The organism is Stratiformator vulcanicus (assembly GCF_007744515.1).
GTDB lineage: Bacteria > Planctomycetota > Planctomycetia > Planctomycetales > Planctomycetaceae > Stratiformator > Stratiformator vulcanicus.
Window position 1 is genome coordinate 1765901 of record NZ_CP036268.1, and the last position, 20691, is coordinate 1786591.

Sequence of the window (20691 nt, forward strand, 5' to 3'; positions counted from 1 at the left end):
CAATAACGCGTGCATTTCGACGAGCACATTTCCGGTCGACCCCAGACTGGCGGCTAACAGCTATCATCTCTGGCCTCTCGACTCTTGTCTCTCGACTCTTGTCTCTCGACTCCCTCTACCCGCTTTCAGCATTTCCCCGGTGCGAGGTGCGGTCTGGGTCGTTAGAGTATTTCGCTCACAAGAACGCCGAGCGACTGGACCGGCATGTCACGTTTTCCCAGCGAACCGAGGTCGGACAAAGCCGGACTCGAATCGCATCCGCAGCAGGGCGATGCTCTGACCTCTCGCTTTTTGCAGACCCGCGAGTGGACTGAGAAACTTTGCGAACCTCTCTCGGCCGAAGACTGCGCGGTTCAGTCGATGGTCGACGCGAGCCCTGCCAAGTGGCATCTGGCCCACACGACCTGGTTCTTCGAAACGTTTCTGCTGCGGCCCTACCTGCCGAAATACCAGGTTTTTCATCGGCGGTTCAGCTACCTGTTCAACTCGTATTACAACGCCGTCGGCGATCGCCATCCGCGTCCGCAGCGCGGGATGCTGACGCGTCCGCCGCTTGAGGATGTCTTCGCGTATCGGGCTCATATCGATCGTCACATGGCGGAACTGCTCGACACGAATGAATCGATTGAGACCGCCCGGCTGATCGAAATCGGGATTCATCACGAACAGCAGCATCAGGAACTCCTGCTGACCGACGTCAAACACCTGCTGTCCTGCAATCCGCTGCTGCCGGCCTATCGGGAAGAGGATCCGCGACCGATTTGCGGCGACGGAACAGATCAGGCCACAGAGTCGCAATTTTTCACCTACGAAGGCGGTGTTCGCGAAATCGGTCATCGGGGCGACGTGTTTTGCTACGACAACGAGCGGCCCCGGCATGAAGTCCTGCTTAGCTCGTTCCGCTTGGCCGCTCGGCCGGTCGGCAACGCCGAATACGCGGCGTTCATCGACGACGGCGGATACCGCAGACCGGAACTGTGGCTGTCGCTTGGATGGGATATCGCTCAACGGGATCGTTGGGAGCGGCCCATGTACTGGGCAGATCACGAGGGACGAGAGGCATTTACGCTCTATGGAGCCCGTCCGCTCGACGCCGAAGCGCCGGTCAGCCATCTGAGTTTCTATGAAGCGGATGCGTTTGCCCGTTGGTCGGGTAAGCGTCTACCAACAGAGGCGGAATGGGAAATCGCCGCCGCAGACCTCACACCGGAGACGGTGGAGACGGCTAATCTAGCGGAAACGAATTTACTCGAGCCGATCGCCACCAATGACGATGCGGTCGATCGACCGGCTCAAATGCTGGGAGACGTTTGGGAGTGGACCGCCAGTCCCTACGTGGGATATCCCGGCTATCGCCCGCCCGCCGGGGCATTGGGCGAGTACAACGGCAAGTTCATGTCGAATCAGATGGTGCTGCGCGGCGGTTCGGCGGTCACCCCGCAAAGCCATGTGCGGAAGACCTATCGAAACTTCTTCCCCCCGGAAGCGCGCTGGCAGTTCGGGGGATTCAGGCTGGCTGAGGATGCCTGATCAGGTAGTTGAAAGGATGCTCCTACAACGAGGAGCCGGGTTTTGCAGCTAAGAGAATTGGCGTTTTTTACTGACGACGTACCTGCTCTCGCGAAGTGGTGGTCGACCATTTTGGGTCAGTCACCAGATTATTCGAGCGACGGGATCACCACGTTCGACCTATCGGGCGTGACGATCTTGATCCACAAGACTTATGTGCCGGAAGACGGTGATCCGCCTTGCGAAGATCATGTCGCATTTAGCGTCGACGACATCGACACGTCCGTCGCATTACTAGCTGAAAACGGAATCGAATCGGTTGTTCCGCCTCGCGACTATCCGTGGGGACGCTCGGCATACCTCAGAGATACCGCGCAGCACCTGATCGAATTACAACAGTCAGACGAATGAGTGCATTCGTCAACTCTTGATTGGCAGGTTTGCTATTTTGCTTCGCTGGGGTCGACCCAGTATTGCAGGTGCACGACCTCTCCGGCCTTGTGTTCTGAGCCGGGTTCGGGAATTTGCCGGGCGACGTGATGGATCTGCTGTTTCGCGGTGGCTGCGCCGCCGGCATGAAACTGTGGGCTGTAGCCTTTGGCCTGCAGGACTTCTTTGGCTTTGCTGAAGTGCAGGCCCACGACCGAAGGAACCGTCGCCTTGGACTCCTGCTTGCGCAATGGCGCCGCCGGCGGAGCCGCTGCGGTCTGTTCGGTTTGCACCTTCTTGTAACCCCGGAGATTCGGCCGGAACGGGTCGCCGCCACCGAGCCATTGCAGCAGGCTGCTCCGGTTGATCACCATGTTATCAAAGCGGTAAGTCGTCTCTTTCGCACCGCCGGGATCGAGCAGTTTCACGGCTTCGGGCAGGTAGTTGGTCGTATCTAGGATGACCTCGGCCCACCGCCAGTTTGACGCATCTTGCTTCCAGTTCGGCAGGATGAACAACTTGACCCGCTTGCCAACGCGGCCCGCGATGTGAATTTTATAGCGCTGTTTCGCTTTGTCCGGCGGCATGCCGAACAGAAACGGCAGCGGGCCGTCCATGATATTCTGCCCGCGGCTTTGCTCCGGGATCGTGTGGAGTTTGTACTCTTCGACCTTGTCATTGATTTCGACCACCCGTGCGCCGTCGCAAATCCATCGCTCATTGGCGTCGGATCGAAGTTCAAACGGCTTTCCCACCTTCTTATTTGTCGCCGGCGGGTATTTCGCGAGTTCCGCGTCGCTGAGGCCTTCGATATCCATGCGTCCGCGATCGGGCGCTTCAAAATAAAACTTCCCTTTGGCGCGCTTTTCGATGCCGAACGTGAAGTCGTACACCCAGCGGCGGTGCGTCCCGTTGAGCTTCTCGATCTTTTTGGTCTCGAGATGCCACTCCTGGAGCAGCTTGTCGAGCGCTGGATCGGGCTTGGCGGGTTGAGCAGGCGCCTGCTGCGCTGATGCCGTCGCCCCGAAGAGCGCGACAATCAGAATCGAAAACAGGCCGGTAGAGAGAGTCGTGGAGCCACGCATGAGCAGCACGTTCCTTGGGCCGGGTCGGTCAAAGACGTCACAGACAAGATTCAATGCCGAAGCGGGAACCGCCCCGGCGGATGGACCGGGGGTTCTAGCACGACCCCGATCGGTCGCAAAGGGCGGTTCGTTGAGAGTTGAGAGTTGAGAGGCGAGTGGCGTCAGTTGGCCGTGATGTGGAAGTCGGCGTTGAGCGTCTTGACACGGCGACGCTGTTTGGCGGGAGAGTCTTCAATAATATTGACGCAGCAATTGGTCTGCTCGATATCTTTCGCCTCGGAAATCGACTGGCCGAGCAGGTGAGATAGATAAGCCCGGTTGACCACGTTGTGCGCCACGACCGCGAACGATTCGCCGCGATGCTTCTCGATCAATTCGTCGAAGACCGGTCGAACCCGGTTCAGCACTTGGGCGTAGCTCTCGCCGCCAAGATAAGGTGTGTTGCCTGAATCGCGACGAAAGGCGGCGTAGTCGTCCGGAAAATCTCGCTCGATCGTGCCCCAGTCGAGTGACTCCCAGAGGCCGACATCGACTTCGATCAGTCGGGAATCGGTTTGTGGTGACAAATCGTGATGCCGAGCGACTTCGCCCGCTGTCTCTACGGCGCGGACCATCGTGCTGGCGTAGATCGCTTGAAGCGGGATTTCGGCAAGCTGTCGCCCGACGGCTTCGGCCTGAGAGCGGCCGGTCGGACTGAGCGGGAGGTCGACCGAGGACCCCTGCAGAATATAGGGTCGCTGTTCGTTCGCCGAAGTGGCTCCGTGACGGACCAAATATAACAGAGTGTTCTTGTCGGACATCCGGCGATCTTTCGGAGCGCTCATTCGAGCGACTCGATCAGGGCGATTGGGTAAAGGCAATTGGGGTCGGGGCGGATTATGGTCCGCGCGCGAAAGCTCGGCAACCGACGGGTTCGGTGTGGTTCGCTCGCCCTATTTTGCCTCGGCGGCGTGCTTTGCCGAGTCGCGTGGTCCGGCGAGCCGCTGCGATCATCACATCCCGAAAATCTTACCAGAGCGCGACAACCGCTACAGGCGGTGGACCGACAGGACCGATACCACCGACAGGATCGTCCTTTTGCGCGGTCGGCAGGTCTGCCCTGCTGCCCGATCGATCAGACGGTCTCCTGTCGCCGCTCGGCGACACAGCGGTAGGAAGCGAGCGTTCGGTGGCGAGAGCCGTCCGAGAGATCCTCACGAATCTCTCGGCGCGGGTACTGCCAACGGAGGTATCGCGGAGCGAGAATGCAACAGACAGGGACGTTCTGATGCGGAAGATCAACCTGTTCGGAACGATGGCCGGGTTGCTGACGATTCTCGTCGGCCTGCGGCATACGGCTTTGGCCGATGGGCCTCCGCCCGCACCGGCGATGTCCGGTCAGTATGGGGCCTACGTTCCACCCGGTCCGGCTGCCGGCAACGTGCCTTACACGCCGGTCGCTCCCGGTCCGGGACCGGGCAAGCCAGGGGGATTTTCTCCCGACGTCCATCCGTGGCCTAAGATGTCGCCCTTTGCGGCGGCCTATCAAAAGCACGAGAACGACAGCGGCCTGTGGTTCCGCGACGTCCGCCCGTTCGGCAAAAAATATCGCGTTGATGTGAGTGCGCTGCGGGCTGAGTTCCGTACGCCGGCTGGGACTCCGATTGGTGCACTCTCCGATTTCACGTCGACGTTTAGTTCGCAGCCGGTGCAGCCGGTCGCCGGACTACTTCCGGACTTTCAAACTGACATTGACGGCTTTAATACGATCGGTGATCCGGGCGGAGTTCGGTTTGTCGGAATGGCGAGCTTAGGAAGCCCTCTTCAGGTGAGCCCGTTTCTTACGTTGTTCACGGGCGGTCCCACCGGTCAGCCGAGCCTCTTACCGCAATCGACCGATGTCGGCGTCTCCATTGATACCTTCACGGGGGCAGCTCCTACGGGGGCGGGTTTCAAAGGCATTACCGGTCGAATTTTCGATGATGATTCGACGTTCCTCTTTGACGGGAACGATTTCTTCGCGGGACAGGATCGTGATTTGCCTGGCAGTACAGGCTTCCAATTTGAATTCGAGGTCGAGCAGGAAGATGAGACGAGTGTTGAGGTCTCAGGATGGTTCGTCGGCGATAGCCCGCTTTCGTTCGAACGTGGACTTCTCGGAGGCGTTGACCTTTACACGGTCTTTGACGACCCCACGAATTCGACGACGCGATCCACCACGATTCCGAATCGCCAGCAAGACGCGGACATCACCAACAATTTGCGTGTGGCGGGTATCGTCCTGCTGGATAACCCCTTCCCCAATGATCCTACCGGGACACCGCTCTACACGGTGCTACCTTACGACATGTATTTCAGGGTCGAGCACACGACGGAGGTCGGTGGTACCGACGTCAAATACCACATGCAGCCGATCTACAAGTCGACGGGGGTTCGTCTTCGACCTTATGCAGGTTTGAAATATGCTCACCTCCGAGAAGGCTTCGAAATGTTCGGGGCAAGCTCCGGCTTGAACGTCGACTATGACCTGAACGGACTTCCGACGGCTGTCACACTTCAGCCGACCTTGGACTTCACCGGTGATGGTGTCCCGGATTCGGTCCTGCCTTTCGATAGCCAGATGAATGCCGAAGTGACTTCAAACCTCTTCGGCCCGACCGCCGGTATCGACTTCTTGTTCGGAAGCGACGACGTTTCGGTCGCCGGAGATTTGGCTTTCGGCCTTTTGGGGAACTGGGAGCAAACAAAGATTTCAGGGGACGGCTTCGGCACCGCCGAGGCGACGTCGGGCGGCATTCAGTCGTTCTCGAGTAGCGAACGAAACGCTCACATCTCGCCCTCGTTCGAGGCCTCAGTTCACGGCCAGGCGAAGCTGTTCAAATACGTCCCTTACATAAATCGATACAAGTTTTTCAGCGAAGCACGATTCCGAACAGGTATCACATTCCTGAATGTCTGGGAGGTCGCTCGGCCGCTCGAACAGATCGTGTGGACGTCGAGCGATGCCGTCGACCCCTACATCGGCGCGGCGGATCGCGACAACTGGTACCTCCACTACTGGGACTTCGGTGTCAGTTGGACCTTCTGACAGAGCGGGCCTTCTGACAGAGTCTTTCCAGACGAACATTGCGACAACGATCAGAACACGGCCCGAATCACCGGGTCGTGTTTTTCTTTGCGCTCGGCGAGAGAATCGCCGGGTTTCGAACTCCGCGATCGGATCGTTACCGATGGTTCCCGGACCAAACTTGACGTTGTAAGCATTCGTCGTTTTGCCGCGGCGGGGGCCGACCCGTCCCGCTGAAAACGAATTGGATTTGGTTGTCGCTCACCCTGTTCGCCGGTAGGTTCACCGACACGGGACTGTTTTTGAGAAAGAGGCGGGTCAGACGCGATGCCAAGCGAGCCACTGCGAATACTGGTCATCGAAGAACATCAGATTCTGAGGGAATCGCTACACATGCTGCTGAACCAGGATGAGCGGTTCACCCTGTGCGATTCGATGGATGCCGACGAAGCCCTCAAATGGCTCAACTGTCCTGATCAGGAGGCTGATGTCGTGCTGATCGGCCTGCGGGCCGAAGATGACCAGAGCAGGGCGGTCAAACTGGTCCGGAAAGCTTGTCCGGACGCGGCGGTCATCGGGATGGTCGGAATTATCGAAGACCATACCAAATACGAGGAAGCCGGGTGTGATGCGGTCTGGGACAAGTCGACCCCGCCTCATGAATTGATCGACCGCATCGCGGAATTCATGACCGAGTGAGCTCGATCAAGATTTCTGTGAAATCTGGAACCGCTGTTCGCGTGCGAAATCGCCGACGCGGCGCTACACTTTCAGGCGGCTGACAATCAACCGCGAACACAACACCACTGAGCGAACGGAGCGGCAGAAGTTATGAAGGGAAGCGAGAAGGTTATTGATGCGTTGAACGGAGGACTCACGATCGAACTGACGGCGATCAACCTCTATTTCATTCACGCGAAGATGTGCAACGACTGGGGGCTGTTCGAACTCGGCAAGCACTTCTACGAGGAATCGATGGAGGAGATGGTCCACGCCGAAAAGGTGATCGACCGTATCCTGTTCCTCGAAGGTGTGCCCGAGATCGCCCGCTATCACACGATCAAAGTGGGCAAGACACCCGAAGAGCAAATCGCCAACGGTCTTGAACTCGAGATGGTCGGCCAGAGGGCCTACAACGAGGGCATCAAAGTCGCCGTTGAAGAAGGTGACAACGGAACACGCGATCTGATGAGTCGCCTGCTGATTGAAACCGAAGAGAGTGTCGATTGGGCCGAAGCCCAGCAGGAACTCATCAAGATGATCGGCTTGCAGAACTACCTGCAGCAGCGAACCGGCAGCATCTCCAATCCCGGCGCATCCGACGGCGAGGCGTGAGTCGCGGCCGATTGAACGTCGCCCAATATCAATCCTGTTTAGCCGCGACCGTCAGGAAGCGCGGACAGCGATGGTTTGATCGCACACCGCGCTCCTTAACGGTCGCGGCTAAACGGGCCTCTTCAAAATCAGGCCTATTCGTCGGCGGGCAGCACGCGACGAATCTTGCGGTGGCAGGCGGTGCATCCGCCGCCGGCGCCGCACAACATCGTGACTTCCTGCACCGAGCGGCATCCCGAATGGACCGCCGTGCGGACTTCGTCTTCGCGGACCTTCAGGCAATGGCAGAGGAAGCGGGCGTGCGCCCCTGCAGTAAGTGCGGTATCGGCGACTGGTGCGGCGGGAGGAGTCATTGAGCGGGACGTCTCGTCAACGGGTGGCGGGCTCAGGACGATTCGCTTAAATTGAGACTCAATCTCAATAGGCGAATCATAATCCTTCACCCGCCGGACGCAAGAGCTGTTTCTTGAAATTTTTACATGGCTGAAATTCGGTAGCACGAACGTCCGAGACGGAGTCCGCTCCGGCGGCGACTGCTACGAGTTGGAGAGCATTGCGACTTGTTATGCCGAGATAGACATCCAAAAATCTCGCTCGCGGCTCGCCCGGCTTCTCGTCTTAAAGTGTTTTTTAGATCGGGTTTACGGGGTTTTCTGTCTGTTCACGTCAAGAAATTTGCTCATTTCGTCAAAGATTCGTAACTCCCGTACGAATGGCTATCTGAATGCGGCCAAGTGCCGCTTACGGGTTCCAACAAACGGGAGAGAGGGATGTTTAAGTTAGTCAAAAAGCTGGCCGTGGGTGCCAGTGTTGCCGCGTTGCTCGGGACATTCGTGTTTGGTCGCGACGTTTTCAGCTACGTTCGGACGTCAGCCAGTTCGGTGCGTGACGCCGTGCGAGCCGAGGTGCCGGTTGAATTCGAAATTCGCCGAGCCGAGCAAATGGTCGGGGAGATCGTGCCCGAGATCGAACGCTGCATGCACGTGATTGCCGAACAGCAGTACGACATCGAGCAGCGAACCGAATCGCTTCAGAAACAGGAATTGGCACTGTCCGATCAGAAAGCCGCGATCCTGGCACTGCGGAGCGATCTCGGCTCCGGCAAGCAGAGCTTCGTCTATGCGAGCCGCAGCTACTCGTCGAATGACGTGAAGCAGGACCTCGCCCGCCGGTTCGAGCGGTTCAAGACGAGCGAACAGACTCTGGAACGGGATCGCGACGTGTTGTCAGCCCGCATGGCCGCTTTGGCTGCAAACGAGGACAAGCTCGACAACATGCTTTCGGCAAAGCAGGACCTCGTCGTCAAGCTCGAGAACCTCGAAGCGCGGCTCAATGCCGTGCAGGCACGCGAAGCGATCAGCGACATCAAGATCGATGACTCGCAATTGTCGCGGGCGAAAGAGCTGATCAGCCGACTCGATCACATGGTCGGGACCCGCGAGAAGAAGCTCGACAACGAAGGCCGCTACACCGGCATGATTCCGGTCGAAGCGGAAGCCGATGCGACGAAGAACGTCGAGAACGTCGTCGAAGACATCGACTCGTACTTCGAGTCGAGCGACGGCTTGCCGACATCGCCGACCGGCATCAATTCGGCATCGCTGTAGCGGCTTTGTCGTAGCTGAAAAGCGACGGACGGGAACCCGATTCGGCGGGGCAGGAGGCCCCGCCCGTTTCCGTGCGCAATCGCTCTTGAGACGCGTCCGCGAGGAACCACGTTGAATCGTTTTGGATCAACGCCCTCATCGGACCATGTCCGCTATCGCTATGACTTTTCGAATCAGCCCGGTGGCCCAATGATGGATGCATCACCAACCAGCACTCGGAATTGGCGGCGCAACGCGTCGATCGAATATGGCGTCCATCGAAGCGGCTCTGTACTTCGCAGTCTTCATCGCCGTCGCGGCAACGCTGTTCGCCGCGTTTACGATCTGGCTGTGGATGCTCTTCGAATGCGTGATGTACGAGCCGGACGAGGGACCCTCTCGGGGGATATGGCTGACCCTGATGTTTCTCATCGGGCCGATCGGATCGCTCATTTACTTCTGCTTTCGCCGACGAGAACGCATCGAACTGTACGGGGAGTAATTCGAGAGCGGAAAGCGGGAAGCGGAAAGCCGAAGCGTGTTGGACCGATGCACTGCAAAATCTGAAATTGATCCGAATGCCGCTGCGATACGTTTCGAACAATAGAAGACAGCTTTCAATGATAAGGCCGCAACAATGACTGCTGGCACGGCCCCGACCGCACCACGGACCGGTAAACCCATGAAGTTCACCTACCCTCCGAATTCGCAGCCGCTCAGCGGCTACACGATCAACCGCGCGATTCATCGCGGCGGCTTCGGAGAGGTTTACTACGCGCTGTCGGACGGCGGCAAAGAGGTCGCGCTGAAGTTGTTGCATCAGCACACCGACGTCGAACTCCGCGGCGCGCGGCAGTGTCTCAATCTCAGCCATCCGAACCTCGTCACGATTTTCGATATCCGCGAGGACGAAAACGGCGACCATTGGGTCGTGATGGAATACGTCGACGGCCCCCGGCTTTCCGATGTACTCGACCGCCGCGGTCGGCTCTCTGTCGAAGAGACACTCGCATGGCTCGAGGGCATGGCGGGCGGACTGACTTATCTGCACAACCGCGGCCTCGTTCACCGCGATCTGAAGCCCTCGAACGTATTTCGCGAGGGAGAGACCGTCAAAGTCGGCGACGTCGGACTCTCGAAGTTCATCAGCGAGAGTCGACGCAGCGCCCACACTCAATCGGTCGGCACCGTCTATTACATGGCCCCGGAAGTCGCCAAGGGCCGCTACGGTCGCGAGGTCGACGTCTACGCCCTCGGCGTGATGACCTACGAGATGCTCACCGGTGATTTACCTTTCGACGGTGAGTCGACGGGTGAGATATTGATGAAGCACCTGACCGACAAGCCGGATCTGTCCGGCGTGCCGGAACACCTCCGCCCGGTTCTGGCTGCCGCACTTGAGAAAGATCCGCAAAAACGGACCGCGACGGTCGGTGACCTGGTCGAGAACTTTCGAGCCGTTGCGGATGTGTCGTCGCCGACTCCACTCCGCAGCGCGGTCCGCACGACTGCCATTGGTCCAGAAGCTTCATTGAATCTGTCGACAGACGCAAATGCGCCTCGCGAAGCGGCGCTCGATATCCCGGAAGAGTCATTCCACGGCCGAAAACTTGCTGCCTCACGGGGAACGTTGCTCGACATGCCGGCTGGTTTGTTCGGCAGTGTCGGCGGTCTGATTCTCGCGCTCGGTTACAGCGCGCAAATGCCCGGCCCGCCGATGGGCAAAGCGTTGCTGCTTGGGTTGGGAGTTGTGGGTGGATTTCTGGTCTCCGAAGGTTTTGCCCGCGCGATTTGGCGCGACTACGCACGCTCTCAGCCCGATCACTCGCAGGCCTTGGAAGTCGGTTTCTGGAAGGCGGTGACGGCACTGTGGGTGATGGTCATCGTTGCCGCGTTCGCGTTTCCGCAAGTGCTCGGAATTCCGCGACCGCTCGGCATGTTTGTCGGGATCGGGGCAGCAGTCTTCTTCGCGTTCGTTAAACCGCATTCACGGTCGAAGTCGCTACGCCGGAAGAGTGAGCGGTTTCGGCAAGTCCGAAGTCAGAACCGATGTCGCTCCGGGACTGGGAGGAAATCAGCGGTGCAGTGCCGGACCTATTCACCGGCCACGCCGAGAGTCGAAACACCCCGATCGATCCCTGCCGTTCGACGAGCGAAAGAGATGTCCGGGGCATTCGTTATTTCGACGTTCGCAGCAGGGTTTCTGGCTTTCGTCCTCGCAGCATTCAACTTTATGCCGCCGGAAGCGGCGATTGCCTTCGGCACGACGACGGCACTGGGATCGTCGCTCGTCGTCTCGACCGCCAAACTCCGCGAAGGTGCGGGGCAGACCCGCGGTCGCCGATGGTTGATCGCCGGTGCTGGTGTCCTCGTCGGCTTATTCGCCTTCGCGATGAACGACTGGCTGATGGTCAGTCCGGAACGGATCGGTGAACCCGACGCCTTGCTGCGAAACCTGCACGATGTCTCGCCCGGCTTGCAGATGAAAGACGGCATCGCCCCCACGGCATTCGCTTACGCGTCATTTTTCGCCCTGCTGTTCGGCGTCCGTCGTTGGTGGCGGCACGTCGATTCATATCGCAGGTATCGATTCAACATCTCAACGGTATTGGTCACGGCCGGTGTGGGTTGGCTGCTGACGTTATTCGTTTACTTCCCGCATGATCTCGGCCCGCTCTGGGCAGCGGCAATCGCGACGATCGCACAGGTCGCCGCGCCGTGGACACCGCCGAAAGATCGGCAGGCCGCCTGAATGGAACCTTCTTTGATGGTGCTGGGAGCAGCAGATATGACTGTCGCCGTGGTTGGAATCGGATTGGTAATCGTGGTCGTCTTGGTTATCGGTGTCGGCTTAATCGCCGCGATCGCAACGCTCGTGTCGACCGGTTCACCGGAGGTCTCCCTCGTAGCCGGTATCGGCGGCGGTGTATTGACGGCCGGCGTGCTCACGCTGATCGCCGGATCATTCACCGAGGTCCGCCGCGAGGCGACGGTTGAATATCGAATTGCTGCGAATGAAACGTCGGGCGAAGCCGTTTCCGATAACCCGGTGCCGTCGACATCGATTCCGGATCGACCCGTGGCGGACGTGACCGCGACAATTCCCGTCGAAGCTGACCAACCGGATGTGATCGAGATGTCGCGGATCCCGGACTGGCTGAAAGCCGAAGTTGCGGCGGAGACGCAGTCGGAGCAGAGTTCGCACTCCGATTCATCGGAAATCGTTGTCACAAGTCGGCAGTTTGCCACGCGGGAGGAGGCGTTCGACGACGCTGCGGAGTTGGCGGCGCAGAAGGTCCGACCTCGCTTTGCCTCCTATACTCGAGATGGTTCGTCGGACGATATCACTCCCGACATGGTTCGCGAGACGCTCGTCGCGGACACCTACGTCGAGCCGATCACTCGAACCGCGGGGGACAATGAATTCACCGTCTACCGTGCGTCGCTGCTATTGAAGACGACGCCGGAGCGAATGTCGGACTTGCGGCAACTCTGGCGAGCCGAAGAGGTCCCGGAACGCAGCAAAATCGCGGTCGGTGGAGCAGCCGGAGTCACCCTGCTGGCGGCAATGGCGTTCGGCGTGTTGAATTGGCGAGAGAAACGGCAATCGAGCCGACATGAACACGAATCGTGATCTCGTCGTTTAGCCGCGCCCGACAGGAAGCGCGCCGGTACGGTTAATTCAGCCACGCTCCCTAACGATCGCGGCTCAACGGAAGACCTCAATAACGGGGACTCATGCCTTCATCGGAAGCGGATCGATTGCTGGTGGGCCAAGTTCGCACGGGCGATGAACGCGCGTGGGAAGAACTCATCGCGCGGTTCGAAGGAAGACTGATCGCCTATGTCGATGCGCGGTTGCGAAATCGCTCCCGCAGCGAAGACGTGGTGCAGGAAACCTTCATCGGCTTCCTCACGAGCCTGCCGAATTACGACGAAGCAACGCCGCTCGATTCGTTTTTATTCTCAATCGCCGCTCACAAGCTGACCGACCTGTTGCGTCGCGAGGGACGCCGGCCGACGGTGCCACTATTCGCGAACAGTTCGTGGGGATCGTCGAGCGAACCGGCCGGGCGAGGTCGACGGGCTTCGAGCATGATGCGCTCGCGCGAAGGCAAGGTCGCCGAGCGGCGGGTCATTGAAGACTGTCTGGCCGACCTGATCATCGGTTGGAAGGGGTCTGGCGACTGGGAGCGGCTCAAGTGCCTGGAGCTTTTGCTTGTCTCCGGTATGGGAAATAAAGACGTTGCCCGCGAACTCGGGATCACCGAACAGGCCGTGGCGAATCACAAATTTTTCGTCGTTGCAAAATTGAAGGACGCAGCCGCGAATGCCCGCGTCAGAGATTTCCGCATCGAAGAATATGGCCTGAGCGACACCCACGTTTAGCCCTGAACACGAGGGAGCGCTTCGAACGTGTCTCGAAATCGGCGCGCTTCCTGACGGTCGCGGCTAAACGTTGCGGGTAATGAAATAAAGCCCCGCGTAGACCTTCGGGTCGACGAGAAACCCGGAGCGCGATTTCTCATCGAGAAATGCGTCGACATCGTCCATCGGCACTTTGTGCACCGTGATGTCTTCGGAATCGTCGCCGCCACCTTCGCCGATTTGGCGAACCCCCTCGGCTCGGTAAAACGTGATGACTTCACTCGTCAGGCCGGATGAGGCGGGGCCTTCGGTGAGATAGACCATCCGCTCGGCGGTGTGGCCGGTCTCCTCTTCCAGTTCTCGAATCGCTGTCTGTGCAAGCGACTCGCCTTCGAATTGCGGATCATCGCCCGCCAGTCCCGCGGGGAGTTCGATCGTCCGGCTGCGGATCGGTTCGCGGTATTGCTCCACTAACAGCAGGCACTCATCGACGACCGCCGCCACGCAGACGATACCCGTGACGTTCTGCCGGGTGACGTACTCCCAGCCGTCGCGAATGACAAAGCGGAGATGCTTCCCGGCGTGAAGGGTGGTTTCGGAATCGCTCATCAGTATCTATTCCGCCTGAGCGAGCCGTTCGCGACCGCGGCGTTTCGTCTCCTCAATGTCGAGAGGGGCGAAACGACCGGCTCGGAGATCCTCCATGCCCAGTTCGATCTCGGCCTTCAAATCCACGTTATCAAGGTCACCGCACTGCTCGCGGAACAGCGCGAGCAGGTCTTCGAGCGAACGGCCTTCAAGATCAACTTCGCTATCGCGAAGAACCATCCCCAGAAACTCACTGAAGTCGGCTGCTTCGGCTTTCGTGGCGGGAGACGGCATGGCGAAATGCTTTCGATCAGGGAATTTGAGTCACTGACAGTATACCGAAGAGGGGTAACGGGAGTGAATGAGAGATCGAGCGCTTCGTTTCGGTCGCGGCTAAACGTAGGGGCTCGACCCTCGGGAGTTATCCACGCGGGTGATGCGCTGAGTGGATCGCTTTGAGTCGGCTGTGGTCGACGTGGGTGTAGCGCTGGGTCGTGCGGATGCTCGCGTGGCCGAGGATTTCCTGAAGGGCCCGGATCTCCGCTCCGCCGGCGAGCATGTGCGTTGCGAAACTGTGCCGCAGCGTGTGCGGGCTGACCTTGCTGCTCGCACCGATGCGGGCCGCGTAGCGCTTCACGAGGTTCCAAATCATGATCCGCGTGAGCGGTCGACCGGAACGCGAGACGAACAGCATTTCGGAGTCAGGCCGGGCGATCGTCGGACGTTCGTGCTTCAGATAGGACTCCAGTGCCGCGCGGGCGACGGGGTTGAGCGAGACGAGACGTTCCTTGTTGCCCTTGCCGAGCACGCGGCAGAAGTTTTCTTCCAGCCGGACATCTTTTTGGGCCAGACCGATCACCTCCGACGTCCGGCAGCCGGTGGCGTACATCAGGCAGAGGATGGCTCGATCACGGAGGTAGTAGCGATCGGTCGGGTCGGGCGCGAGCAGCAGCCGATCGACCTGTTCGGGGCTGAGAACACTCGGCAGCCGCTGCCACAACTTCGGCGACTCAATCAACTCGGCCGCGCTCTCGGCGACGACCCCTTCGAGCATCAGATACCGAAAGAACATCCGGATCGAAACCAGATGCCGGGCGATCGAGGTCGCCGACAGTTCCGCGGCGTAGAGGTCGTCGAGATATTCGCCGAGCAATTTCAGCGAGACGTCGGACAGGCTCGGCGGGCCATGCTTGGCGAACCAGTCGGCAAACCGTTTCAAGTCGGCGGTATATGCCTTGAGCGTATTGAGCGACATCCCGCATTCGGCTTCGAGGTAGTGCCGAAAGGGTTCAAGGTGCAGTTCCAGCGACGCGGGACGCCGCGAAAAGAACTTGGAACCGGCGGGAGGGCGTTTACGGGCTGGCACGGAGCTATCAGCTGTCAGCTATCGGCTGTCAGCTTTTTCCTTGGAAGACCTGAAACAAGAACGCGATCGCCACGTGATGGTGGCCTTCGTCTCATATCGGTCTTCCGCGCGCGGAGCTGATAGCGGATCGCTGACAGCCGACAGCTAAGGGCGAAGCCCGATCGGTTGGAGCGGGGATTTGTCGGCGACGAAGGTGGCGCGGTCCTGGCTGTCTTCGAACTCGACGGTGACCCTGCGGTTTCTGGCGAAGCCATCGGTTTCAACGACGATACCGGTTCCGTAGCGCGGATGACGGACCTTATCGCCAACCGCAAAGCCGGCCCGGAGTTCGGCCTGCTGAGACGTCCCGCCACCCAATAACGCCGCTCCCGTGGTCAACCCGCCGACCTTCGGCTGCCCTTGCGACGGTTTCGCCTTAGGCGACTCCTCAATTTTTTCGTTGGAGTTTTCTGTTTCTTCGCTCGCATCACCGAACGCAAAGTCGTCGAAGTCAGAGTGGTTCTCCCACTCCTCTGCTGCCGCAGGCCCCCCCCGTCCGGGGTCGGACACGCGGTCATCGACTTCGAGGTTCATTTCGCTGAGGAACTCGCTCGGTACGGCGAGCGTGGGTCGCCCGCGGAACTCACGGCGTTCGACATGCGAGAGGGTCAGCTCCTCCATCGCCCGGGTGATGCCCACGAAGAGCAGCCGACGTTCTTCTTCAAGCTCCATGATGCTGTGGCTCTTGAGCGATCGCTCATGCGGCAACAGCATCTGTTCGACAGCCACCACAAAGACGACCGGGAACTCCAAGCCCTTGGCCGCGTGCAGCGTCATGAGCGTGACCTTGCCGGCCTCTTCATCGACGGTGTCGGTCTCGTTGGTGAGGCTCGTCTGCTCGAGGAAGCCGGGTAGCGAACCCTCTTCACCCGCTTCGCGATCGTATTCGCAGGCGGCGGTCAAAAGTTCTTCGACATTCGCCAGTCGCTGCATCGACTCTTCCGAGTCCTCGTTTTTCAGCTCTTCGGCGTAGCCGGTTTGGTCGAGGACCTGCTTCATCAACTCGCCGACCGGTCCCTCGGCATGTTCGTCGAGGGCGTCGATCAGCGCCCCAAACTTCTTGACGGACGTCGCGGCGCGTTTGCTGAGCGACTTGATCTGCTCGGCGTGCCGGGAGGCTTCGACCGCGTCGACGCGCTGCTCCTCGGCCCATGAGGTGACCCGCTGCTGCGTCTTATCGCCGATCGCCCGCTTGGGTTTGTTGACGATCCGGCGAAAGGCGACGACGTCATCAGGATTAGCGATCAGCCGCAGGTAGCCGAGGACGTCTTTCACTTCGGCCCGGTCATAGAACGCCGTGCCCGCGGCGACTTGATACGGGATTTTTTGCCGGCCGAGCGCGCGTTCGATCTCACGCGACAGAGCGTTGACGCGGTAGAAAATCGCAATGTCCGAATACGGCCGCCCCTCTTCGCGATGAGCGTCGACGATTCGTTCGGCGATGGCCTCGGCTTCGGCTTTACCGTCGCGGAGTCGCATTCGCGTCACGTCGCGACCGTCGTCATTTTGCGTGCGGAGGACCTTCTTCTTGCGATGGACATTGTGGGCGATCAAGTCGTCGGCCGCCTTGAGAATCGACTTCGTGCTGCGGAAGTTGTCTTCGAGGCGGATCGTCGTTGCGTCGGGATAATCGCGTTCGAATTTGAGAATGTTCTCGATCTTCGCGCCGCGCCAGCCGTAGATCGACTGGTCGGGGTCGCCGGTCACGCAGACGTGGGGTTCGTCCTGTGCGAGCGCTCGCACGATCGTGTACTGGGCGGTGTTGGTGTCCTGGTATTCGTCGACCAGAACGAATTTGAAGCGGTTGTCGAGGTCTGAGCGAATCTCTTCATTTTCCGACAGCAGCATCACGACGTGCAGCAGGAGGTCGTCGAAATCAACGGCATTGGCATCGAGGAGCGCTCGCTGATAGGCGGGGTAGACCTTCGCCGTGACCGACTGCATGTGATCGCCGACGCGGTCATTGAACTGCCGGGCATACGTCTCGGCGGTAATCATCGCGTTCTTGGCGTGGCCGATCTGATGGAGCAGCTTGCGGGGCGAATAGTGGGTCGCGTCGATGTCGAGATCGCGCAGCACCTGCTTCATGAGCTGCTGTTGATCGGCGGTGTCGTAGATCGAAAAGTTCGTCTTCAGGCCTACGGCTTCGGGGCGTTTTCGCAGCAGCCGCGCACAAAAGCGGTGAAACGTACTCACCCAGACATACGCCCCGGGCAGCAGTTGCTGGACCCGCGTGCCCATCTCGCCGGCGGCCTTGTTGGTGAATGTGATCGCGAGAATTTCGCGCGGATCGACGCCACGCTCGACCAGGCGGGCGATGCGGCGGGTGATGACGCGCGTCTTGCCCGAGCCGGGTCCGGCGAGAACGAGCAGCGGTCCCTCGAAGTGTTCGACGGCGGCGTTTTGCGGTTCGGTCAGGTCATTCGCACCTGAGCCCGCCACCGCTGCGTCCGCGGCGTCGAAGCCGTTATCAGAGTTTTTCATCGGTCCCTATTACTCCGCACTCCGTCGCGGGCCGGCGAAAACCGCTCGATTTCGACCCGATTTCGCTCAGCCTACCGGGAGTGAGGAGGTGCCGACCAGCGCACCACGCCGGGATGTCGCTCGCGACGGGGCGTCCCCCCATATTGATCGTCCGCTGTCAAATTGATTGCGACGGACGTATCGACGCTATACCGTGTTACGTCTGGGAGGTTTAAGTGGAATGGGGGGCGTGAAGCGGCCGAGTCGCATTGCTTAGTCTGCGAAGACTCTCCGTGCGAACTTCTTCGCGACCAACCCATACTGCCCAGTCGATAGTTTTTAACACATGATGAACCGGTCTGTCTCATTGCTGAGGCAGTCGATCTTCAAGTCCAGCGCCGCAAGAGAGTCAATCGATGTCAGACACACTGACGCATTCTTCACGAGCCCGACGCGCGTCGGGGTGGGTCGCCGTCTTTTCGCTGGTAACCGCCTCCTGGCTGCTCAACGGCGCGTCCACCGCGTTCGCCCAGCAGTCGGAGCTCGGACTCGATGGTCTGCTGCCCGGATTCGTGCCGGCTGAGATCGACGAAGAAGCCTGGTTCCGGTTGGGAGACGACTCCTCTGACTTCGCGCAAGCTTCCTATGAAGACGTTGTGGGGCTCTACAACGTCTCGGGCAAGTCGGTGTCCGACCAGCGGGCAGCGATCGGAAATCTACGCGATCGCCTTGAGCTGCTCTCAGAGCGGGCAGCACAAACCGATGATCCGAGTGAGCGCGCCGCGATTCATTCGCTGGCAGGCCCACTCGCCCGACGGGTCGACGTCGCCGAAGCTGTGCTCAATTCGCTGGAGCAGCCGGTGACCGGCGAACCGATTTCTCAACTGGAGAAAGCGAAAATCGCGGTTCGACGCGACATCGCGGCGGCGCGAAAGAAGTTGGATTCGATCACCGGTGGTTCTGCGTGGGTCGACTATCTGCAACTCGATGCGGCCGAATCGGCCTTATCGGGTGAGTTCGATGTCGAGCCGATCGAAACGCTTTCCAACCGATTGAGCGTCGACAATTCTCAGAACGACGCCCAAGCCGCCTTTATGAACAAAGCCGTGCTTCGCGAGTTGAAGGCATCCGCCGAGCGCTTGACCGCCGCGGCTGCCGTTCCTGCTGCGCCGAAGAATGATGCCGAAGAGAATGACGGCCAATCGGCATTGCGTGACGCATTGGGTGATTTCATCCAAGCGACGGAGGACTACGAGAATGAAATCAATTCGACCACCGGGCAGGCTTTGCACGACGCGATCGAGCGTGTTGACGAACTTTCTCCGGCTGCCGCAGACTCGTTGGCCGATGTCGTGAAATCGAATTATATGGCGTCGAACGTCCACGCGGTCGTCGGTGAAGAATTTCTGCGAAAGTTGATCCGCACGAACCGGGTCGATTCGGGGCGGGTCGTCGACTACGTCGCCGGTGCGAACGTGCGGGGTAACCAGACAACCAACTCCCGGACCGGTATCTCGCTCATTCCGTCTCGCGGGAAGGCGCGCTTCGCGATCACGCTGGATGGAACCGTGAACAGCCGCACGAACGGCTATACGAAGCAAGCAACGATTGCTTCAGTCGGGTCTCACGACTTTCACGCGCGTAAGACGCTGACATTTGACGGCAACGGCATTTCATTCGGTGCCGCGTCGATCGATGTCAAACCGAGTGTCCGCAACGTCGGGGCGCGGACCAGATTTGACTGGCTCCTCGGAGGTATCGCACGTCGGCAAGCTTTGCGAACGGCGAACAGCCGACGGGGGATCGCGCTAGGACATGCCAAGATGCGTGTCCGCCAGCGGGTCTTGCCGCCATTTGAAGATGGAGTCCGAGACTCATTTTCCGACTTCGGCAATGTCACCGATCGGCTCGCCGACGCCGGTCTCCGGCAGACGCGAACCTATGTCGAGTCGACCTCATCAGAGGTCCTCCTCTCCGATCGGATCGTCGATGCTGACGGCCCTGTCGTGGGCGGCTTCCGGAGTCCGACTCCGGCGACGAGTTCATCGGAAATTACATTCCGCCTGCACGAAAGCGTGCTAACCGCTTCCGCGGCGAATTGGGATGTCGCGGGGCAGGAACTGACGTCGGATGAATTCGCCGGCAAGCTGGAGGAATGGCTGGAAGGACTGCTCGGTCGGGAAGTCTCACTGAGCGACAACGAGCCTCCGACACCGTCGGACGCCTCTGAAGAGAGCGACCCGTCGGTCTACGTGTTTAATGACACGAACCCAGTCTCGTTCCGGATTCAAAATGGATCGGTCGAACTGATTCTGCGTGTCGGCATCGTCCAGGAAGACGGTGACATTCCGCCGCAGCTCGTGACCGTTCCGCTTACGCCGAAGGTCGAAGGGGAGACTCTGATGATCGAGCGGGGAGACGTCTCGGTCGTACCGCTGCCGGGGCAACAGGCGCAGATCGCTCGGGCTCGCGTGATGATCAAAAAGATCGAAGACACGATCGAACCGTCCGAACGTTCGGCCGCGCTCACCGTCGATCGAGACAACGCTTCGGACGTGAAGGTCTACGTGACCGAAATCGACGCCACGGACGGCTGGTTGACGGTGACCGCCAGATAATTCCGACCGATGGCCCCGCGCCGGACGATAAGCTGGCCTCATTCAGTCAGAGCCCACGTTTTCGGAAGCGTGGGTTCTTTCTTGCGCTTTTCGAATTCGCGTGTTTTGCAATGAAAGATCGCAAATCCGTCAGTGCTTGTGGCCCCGCGTCACCGACGACGTCTCGCTGCCCGCCTGAAGGAATGTTCTGCTCATTTGCCCCATAAACTCGATCGAACGTTGACCGCAGCGGGTTTGAACCTCACGATAGGTTCATCTC

At 59.6% G+C, this 20691-nt stretch carries 18 protein-coding genes; 11 read left to right on the forward strand and 7 right to left on the reverse strand.

Annotated elements, in window-relative coordinates:
- The first annotated feature begins 204 nt into the window (after positions 1 to 204).
- Positions 205 to 1530, forward strand: coding sequence for an ergothioneine biosynthesis protein EgtB (gene egtB / locus Pan189_RS06795; RefSeq protein ID WP_145363192.1), 1326 nt, complete (start codon positions 205 to 207; stop codon positions 1528 to 1530).
- A 42-nt stretch (positions 1531 to 1572) separates the two neighbouring features.
- Entirely contained in the window at positions 1573 to 1920 is a 348-nt protein-coding gene (locus Pan189_RS06800) for a VOC family protein (protein WP_145363193.1), read from the forward strand.
- A gap of 32 nt (positions 1921 to 1952) precedes the next feature.
- On the opposite strand, the gene Pan189_RS06805 is transcribed toward Pan189_RS06800, so the two are convergent.
- Together Pan189_RS06805 and Pan189_RS06810 are read right to left on the reverse strand one after the other, a co-directional pair.
- Positions 1953 to 3023 (reverse strand): PASTA domain-containing protein, encoded by a 1071-nt coding sequence (locus tag Pan189_RS06805; RefSeq protein ID WP_145363194.1) that lies wholly within the window; start codon positions 3021 to 3023, stop codon positions 1953 to 1955.
- Positions 3024 to 3184: 161 nt separating this feature from the next.
- Positions 3185 to 3847, reverse strand: a complete 663-nt coding sequence (locus Pan189_RS06810) for a histidine phosphatase family protein (protein WP_145363195.1) — start codon at positions 3845 to 3847, stop codon at positions 3185 to 3187.
- A 443-nt stretch (positions 3848 to 4290) separates the two neighbouring features.
- Here Pan189_RS06810 and Pan189_RS06815 point away from each other — a divergent pair, with 443 nt between their 5' ends.
- From Pan189_RS06815 to bfr, 3 genes are all read left to right on the forward strand, one after another.
- Entirely contained in the window at positions 4291 to 6090 is a 1800-nt protein-coding gene (locus tag Pan189_RS06815) for a hypothetical protein (protein WP_145363196.1), read from the forward strand.
- A gap of 306 nt (positions 6091 to 6396) precedes the next feature.
- Positions 6397 to 6768 carry a response regulator gene (locus Pan189_RS06820; RefSeq protein ID WP_145363197.1) on the forward strand — a complete coding sequence of 124 codons (372 nt, stop codon included), beginning with the start codon at positions 6397 to 6399 and terminating at the stop codon, positions 6766 to 6768.
- Between the two features lie 132 nt (positions 6769 to 6900).
- Complete coding sequence (gene bfr, locus Pan189_RS06825) at positions 6901 to 7404, forward strand: bacterioferritin (RefSeq protein WP_145363198.1); 504 nt, start codon at positions 6901 to 6903, stop codon at positions 7402 to 7404.
- A 134-nt stretch (positions 7405 to 7538) separates the two neighbouring features.
- Here the strand turns inward: bfr and Pan189_RS06830 are convergent, their stop codons facing one another.
- Positions 7539 to 7757 carry a (2Fe-2S)-binding protein gene (locus Pan189_RS06830; protein WP_145363199.1) on the reverse strand — a complete coding sequence of 73 codons (219 nt, stop codon included), beginning with the start codon at positions 7755 to 7757 and terminating at the stop codon, positions 7539 to 7541.
- Between the two features lie 417 nt (positions 7758 to 8174).
- Here Pan189_RS06830 and Pan189_RS06835 point away from each other — a divergent pair, with 417 nt between their 5' ends.
- The 5 genes from Pan189_RS06835 to Pan189_RS06855 all read left to right on the forward strand — a co-directional run bounded on the left by Pan189_RS06835 (position 8175) and on the right by Pan189_RS06855 (position 13379).
- The gene (locus Pan189_RS06835) at positions 8175 to 9011 is read left to right on the forward strand and encodes a hypothetical protein (RefSeq protein ID WP_145363200.1); all 837 of its coding nucleotides are present in this window, start codon (positions 8175 to 8177) and stop codon (positions 9009 to 9011) included.
- A gap of 247 nt (positions 9012 to 9258) precedes the next feature.
- Entirely contained in the window at positions 9259 to 9492 is a 234-nt protein-coding gene (locus Pan189_RS06840; protein WP_310821191.1) for a PLDc N-terminal domain-containing protein, read from the forward strand.
- 180 nt (positions 9493 to 9672) lie between these two features.
- Positions 9673 to 11742, forward strand: a complete 2070-nt coding sequence (locus tag Pan189_RS06845; RefSeq protein ID WP_310821192.1) for a serine/threonine-protein kinase — start codon at positions 9673 to 9675, stop codon at positions 11740 to 11742.
- A 36-nt stretch (positions 11743 to 11778) separates the two neighbouring features.
- Complete coding sequence (locus Pan189_RS06850; protein WP_145363203.1) at positions 11779 to 12624, forward strand: hypothetical protein; 846 nt, start codon at positions 11779 to 11781, stop codon at positions 12622 to 12624.
- 104 nt (positions 12625 to 12728) lie between these two features.
- Positions 12729 to 13379, forward strand: coding sequence for an RNA polymerase sigma factor (locus Pan189_RS06855; protein ID WP_145363204.1), 651 nt, complete (start codon positions 12729 to 12731; stop codon positions 13377 to 13379).
- Between the two features lie 63 nt (positions 13380 to 13442).
- On the opposite strand, the gene Pan189_RS06860 is transcribed toward Pan189_RS06855, so the two are convergent.
- The 4 genes from Pan189_RS06860 to Pan189_RS06875 all read right to left on the reverse strand — a co-directional run bounded on the left by Pan189_RS06860 (position 13443) and on the right by Pan189_RS06875 (position 17835).
- The gene (locus Pan189_RS06860) at positions 13443 to 13967 is read right to left on the reverse strand and encodes an NUDIX hydrolase (RefSeq protein ID WP_145363205.1); all 525 of its coding nucleotides are present in this window, start codon (positions 13965 to 13967) and stop codon (positions 13443 to 13445) included.
- Between the two features lie 6 nt (positions 13968 to 13973).
- On the reverse strand, positions 13974 to 14240 hold the full coding sequence (locus Pan189_RS06865) for a hypothetical protein (protein ID WP_145363206.1): 267 nt from the start codon (positions 14238 to 14240) through the stop codon (positions 13974 to 13976).
- Between the two features lie 127 nt (positions 14241 to 14367).
- Positions 14368 to 15312 carry a site-specific tyrosine recombinase XerD gene (gene xerD / locus Pan189_RS06870; protein WP_145363207.1) on the reverse strand — a complete coding sequence of 315 codons (945 nt, stop codon included), beginning with the start codon at positions 15310 to 15312 and terminating at the stop codon, positions 14368 to 14370.
- Between the two features lie 144 nt (positions 15313 to 15456).
- A complete protein-coding gene (locus Pan189_RS06875; protein ID WP_145363208.1) occupies positions 15457 to 17835 on the reverse strand; it encodes an ATP-dependent helicase in 2379 nt (792 codons plus the stop codon).
- A gap of 395 nt (positions 17836 to 18230) precedes the next feature.
- Here Pan189_RS06875 and Pan189_RS06880 point away from each other — a divergent pair, with 395 nt between their 5' ends.
- A complete protein-coding gene (locus Pan189_RS06880) occupies positions 18231 to 20432 on the forward strand; it encodes a hypothetical protein (protein WP_145363209.1) in 2202 nt (733 codons plus the stop codon).
- Positions 20433 to 20691: the final 259 nt, after the last annotated feature.

Coding starts and splice junctions, on each gene's coding strand:
- Pan189_RS06880 (WP_145363209.1), top strand. CDS start 18,231: ATGTCAGACACACTGACGCATTCTTCACGAGCCCGACGCGCGTCGGGG.
- Pan189_RS06875 (WP_145363208.1), bottom strand. CDS start 17,835: ATGAAAAACTCTGATAACGGCTTCGACGCCGCGGACGCAGCGGTGGCG.
- Pan189_RS06840 (WP_310821191.1), top strand. CDS start 9,259: ATGGCGTCCATCGAAGCGGCTCTGTACTTCGCAGTCTTCATCGCCGTC.
- Pan189_RS06815 (WP_145363196.1), top strand. CDS start 4,291: ATGCGGAAGATCAACCTGTTCGGAACGATGGCCGGGTTGCTGACGATT.
- bfr (WP_145363198.1), top strand. CDS start 6,901: ATGAAGGGAAGCGAGAAGGTTATTGATGCGTTGAACGGAGGACTCACG.
- Pan189_RS06845 (WP_310821192.1), top strand. CDS start 9,673: ATGAAGTTCACCTACCCTCCGAATTCGCAGCCGCTCAGCGGCTACACG.
- Pan189_RS06855 (WP_145363204.1), top strand. CDS start 12,729: ATGCCTTCATCGGAAGCGGATCGATTGCTGGTGGGCCAAGTTCGCACG.
- Pan189_RS06850 (WP_145363203.1), top strand. CDS start 11,779: ATGACTGTCGCCGTGGTTGGAATCGGATTGGTAATCGTGGTCGTCTTG.
- Pan189_RS06830 (WP_145363199.1), bottom strand. CDS start 7,757: ATGACTCCTCCCGCCGCACCAGTCGCCGATACCGCACTTACTGCAGGG.
- Pan189_RS06860 (WP_145363205.1), bottom strand. CDS start 13,967: ATGAGCGATTCCGAAACCACCCTTCACGCCGGGAAGCATCTCCGCTTT.
- Pan189_RS06820 (WP_145363197.1), top strand. CDS start 6,397: ATGCCAAGCGAGCCACTGCGAATACTGGTCATCGAAGAACATCAGATT.
- Pan189_RS06805 (WP_145363194.1), bottom strand. CDS start 3,023: ATGCGTGGCTCCACGACTCTCTCTACCGGCCTGTTTTCGATTCTGATT.
- Pan189_RS06810 (WP_145363195.1), bottom strand. CDS start 3,847: ATGAGCGCTCCGAAAGATCGCCGGATGTCCGACAAGAACACTCTGTTA.
- Pan189_RS06865 (WP_145363206.1), bottom strand. CDS start 14,240: ATGCCGTCTCCCGCCACGAAAGCCGAAGCAGCCGACTTCAGTGAGTTT.
- Pan189_RS06835 (WP_145363200.1), top strand. CDS start 8,175: ATGTTTAAGTTAGTCAAAAAGCTGGCCGTGGGTGCCAGTGTTGCCGCG.
- egtB (WP_145363192.1), top strand. CDS start 205: ATGTCACGTTTTCCCAGCGAACCGAGGTCGGACAAAGCCGGACTCGAA.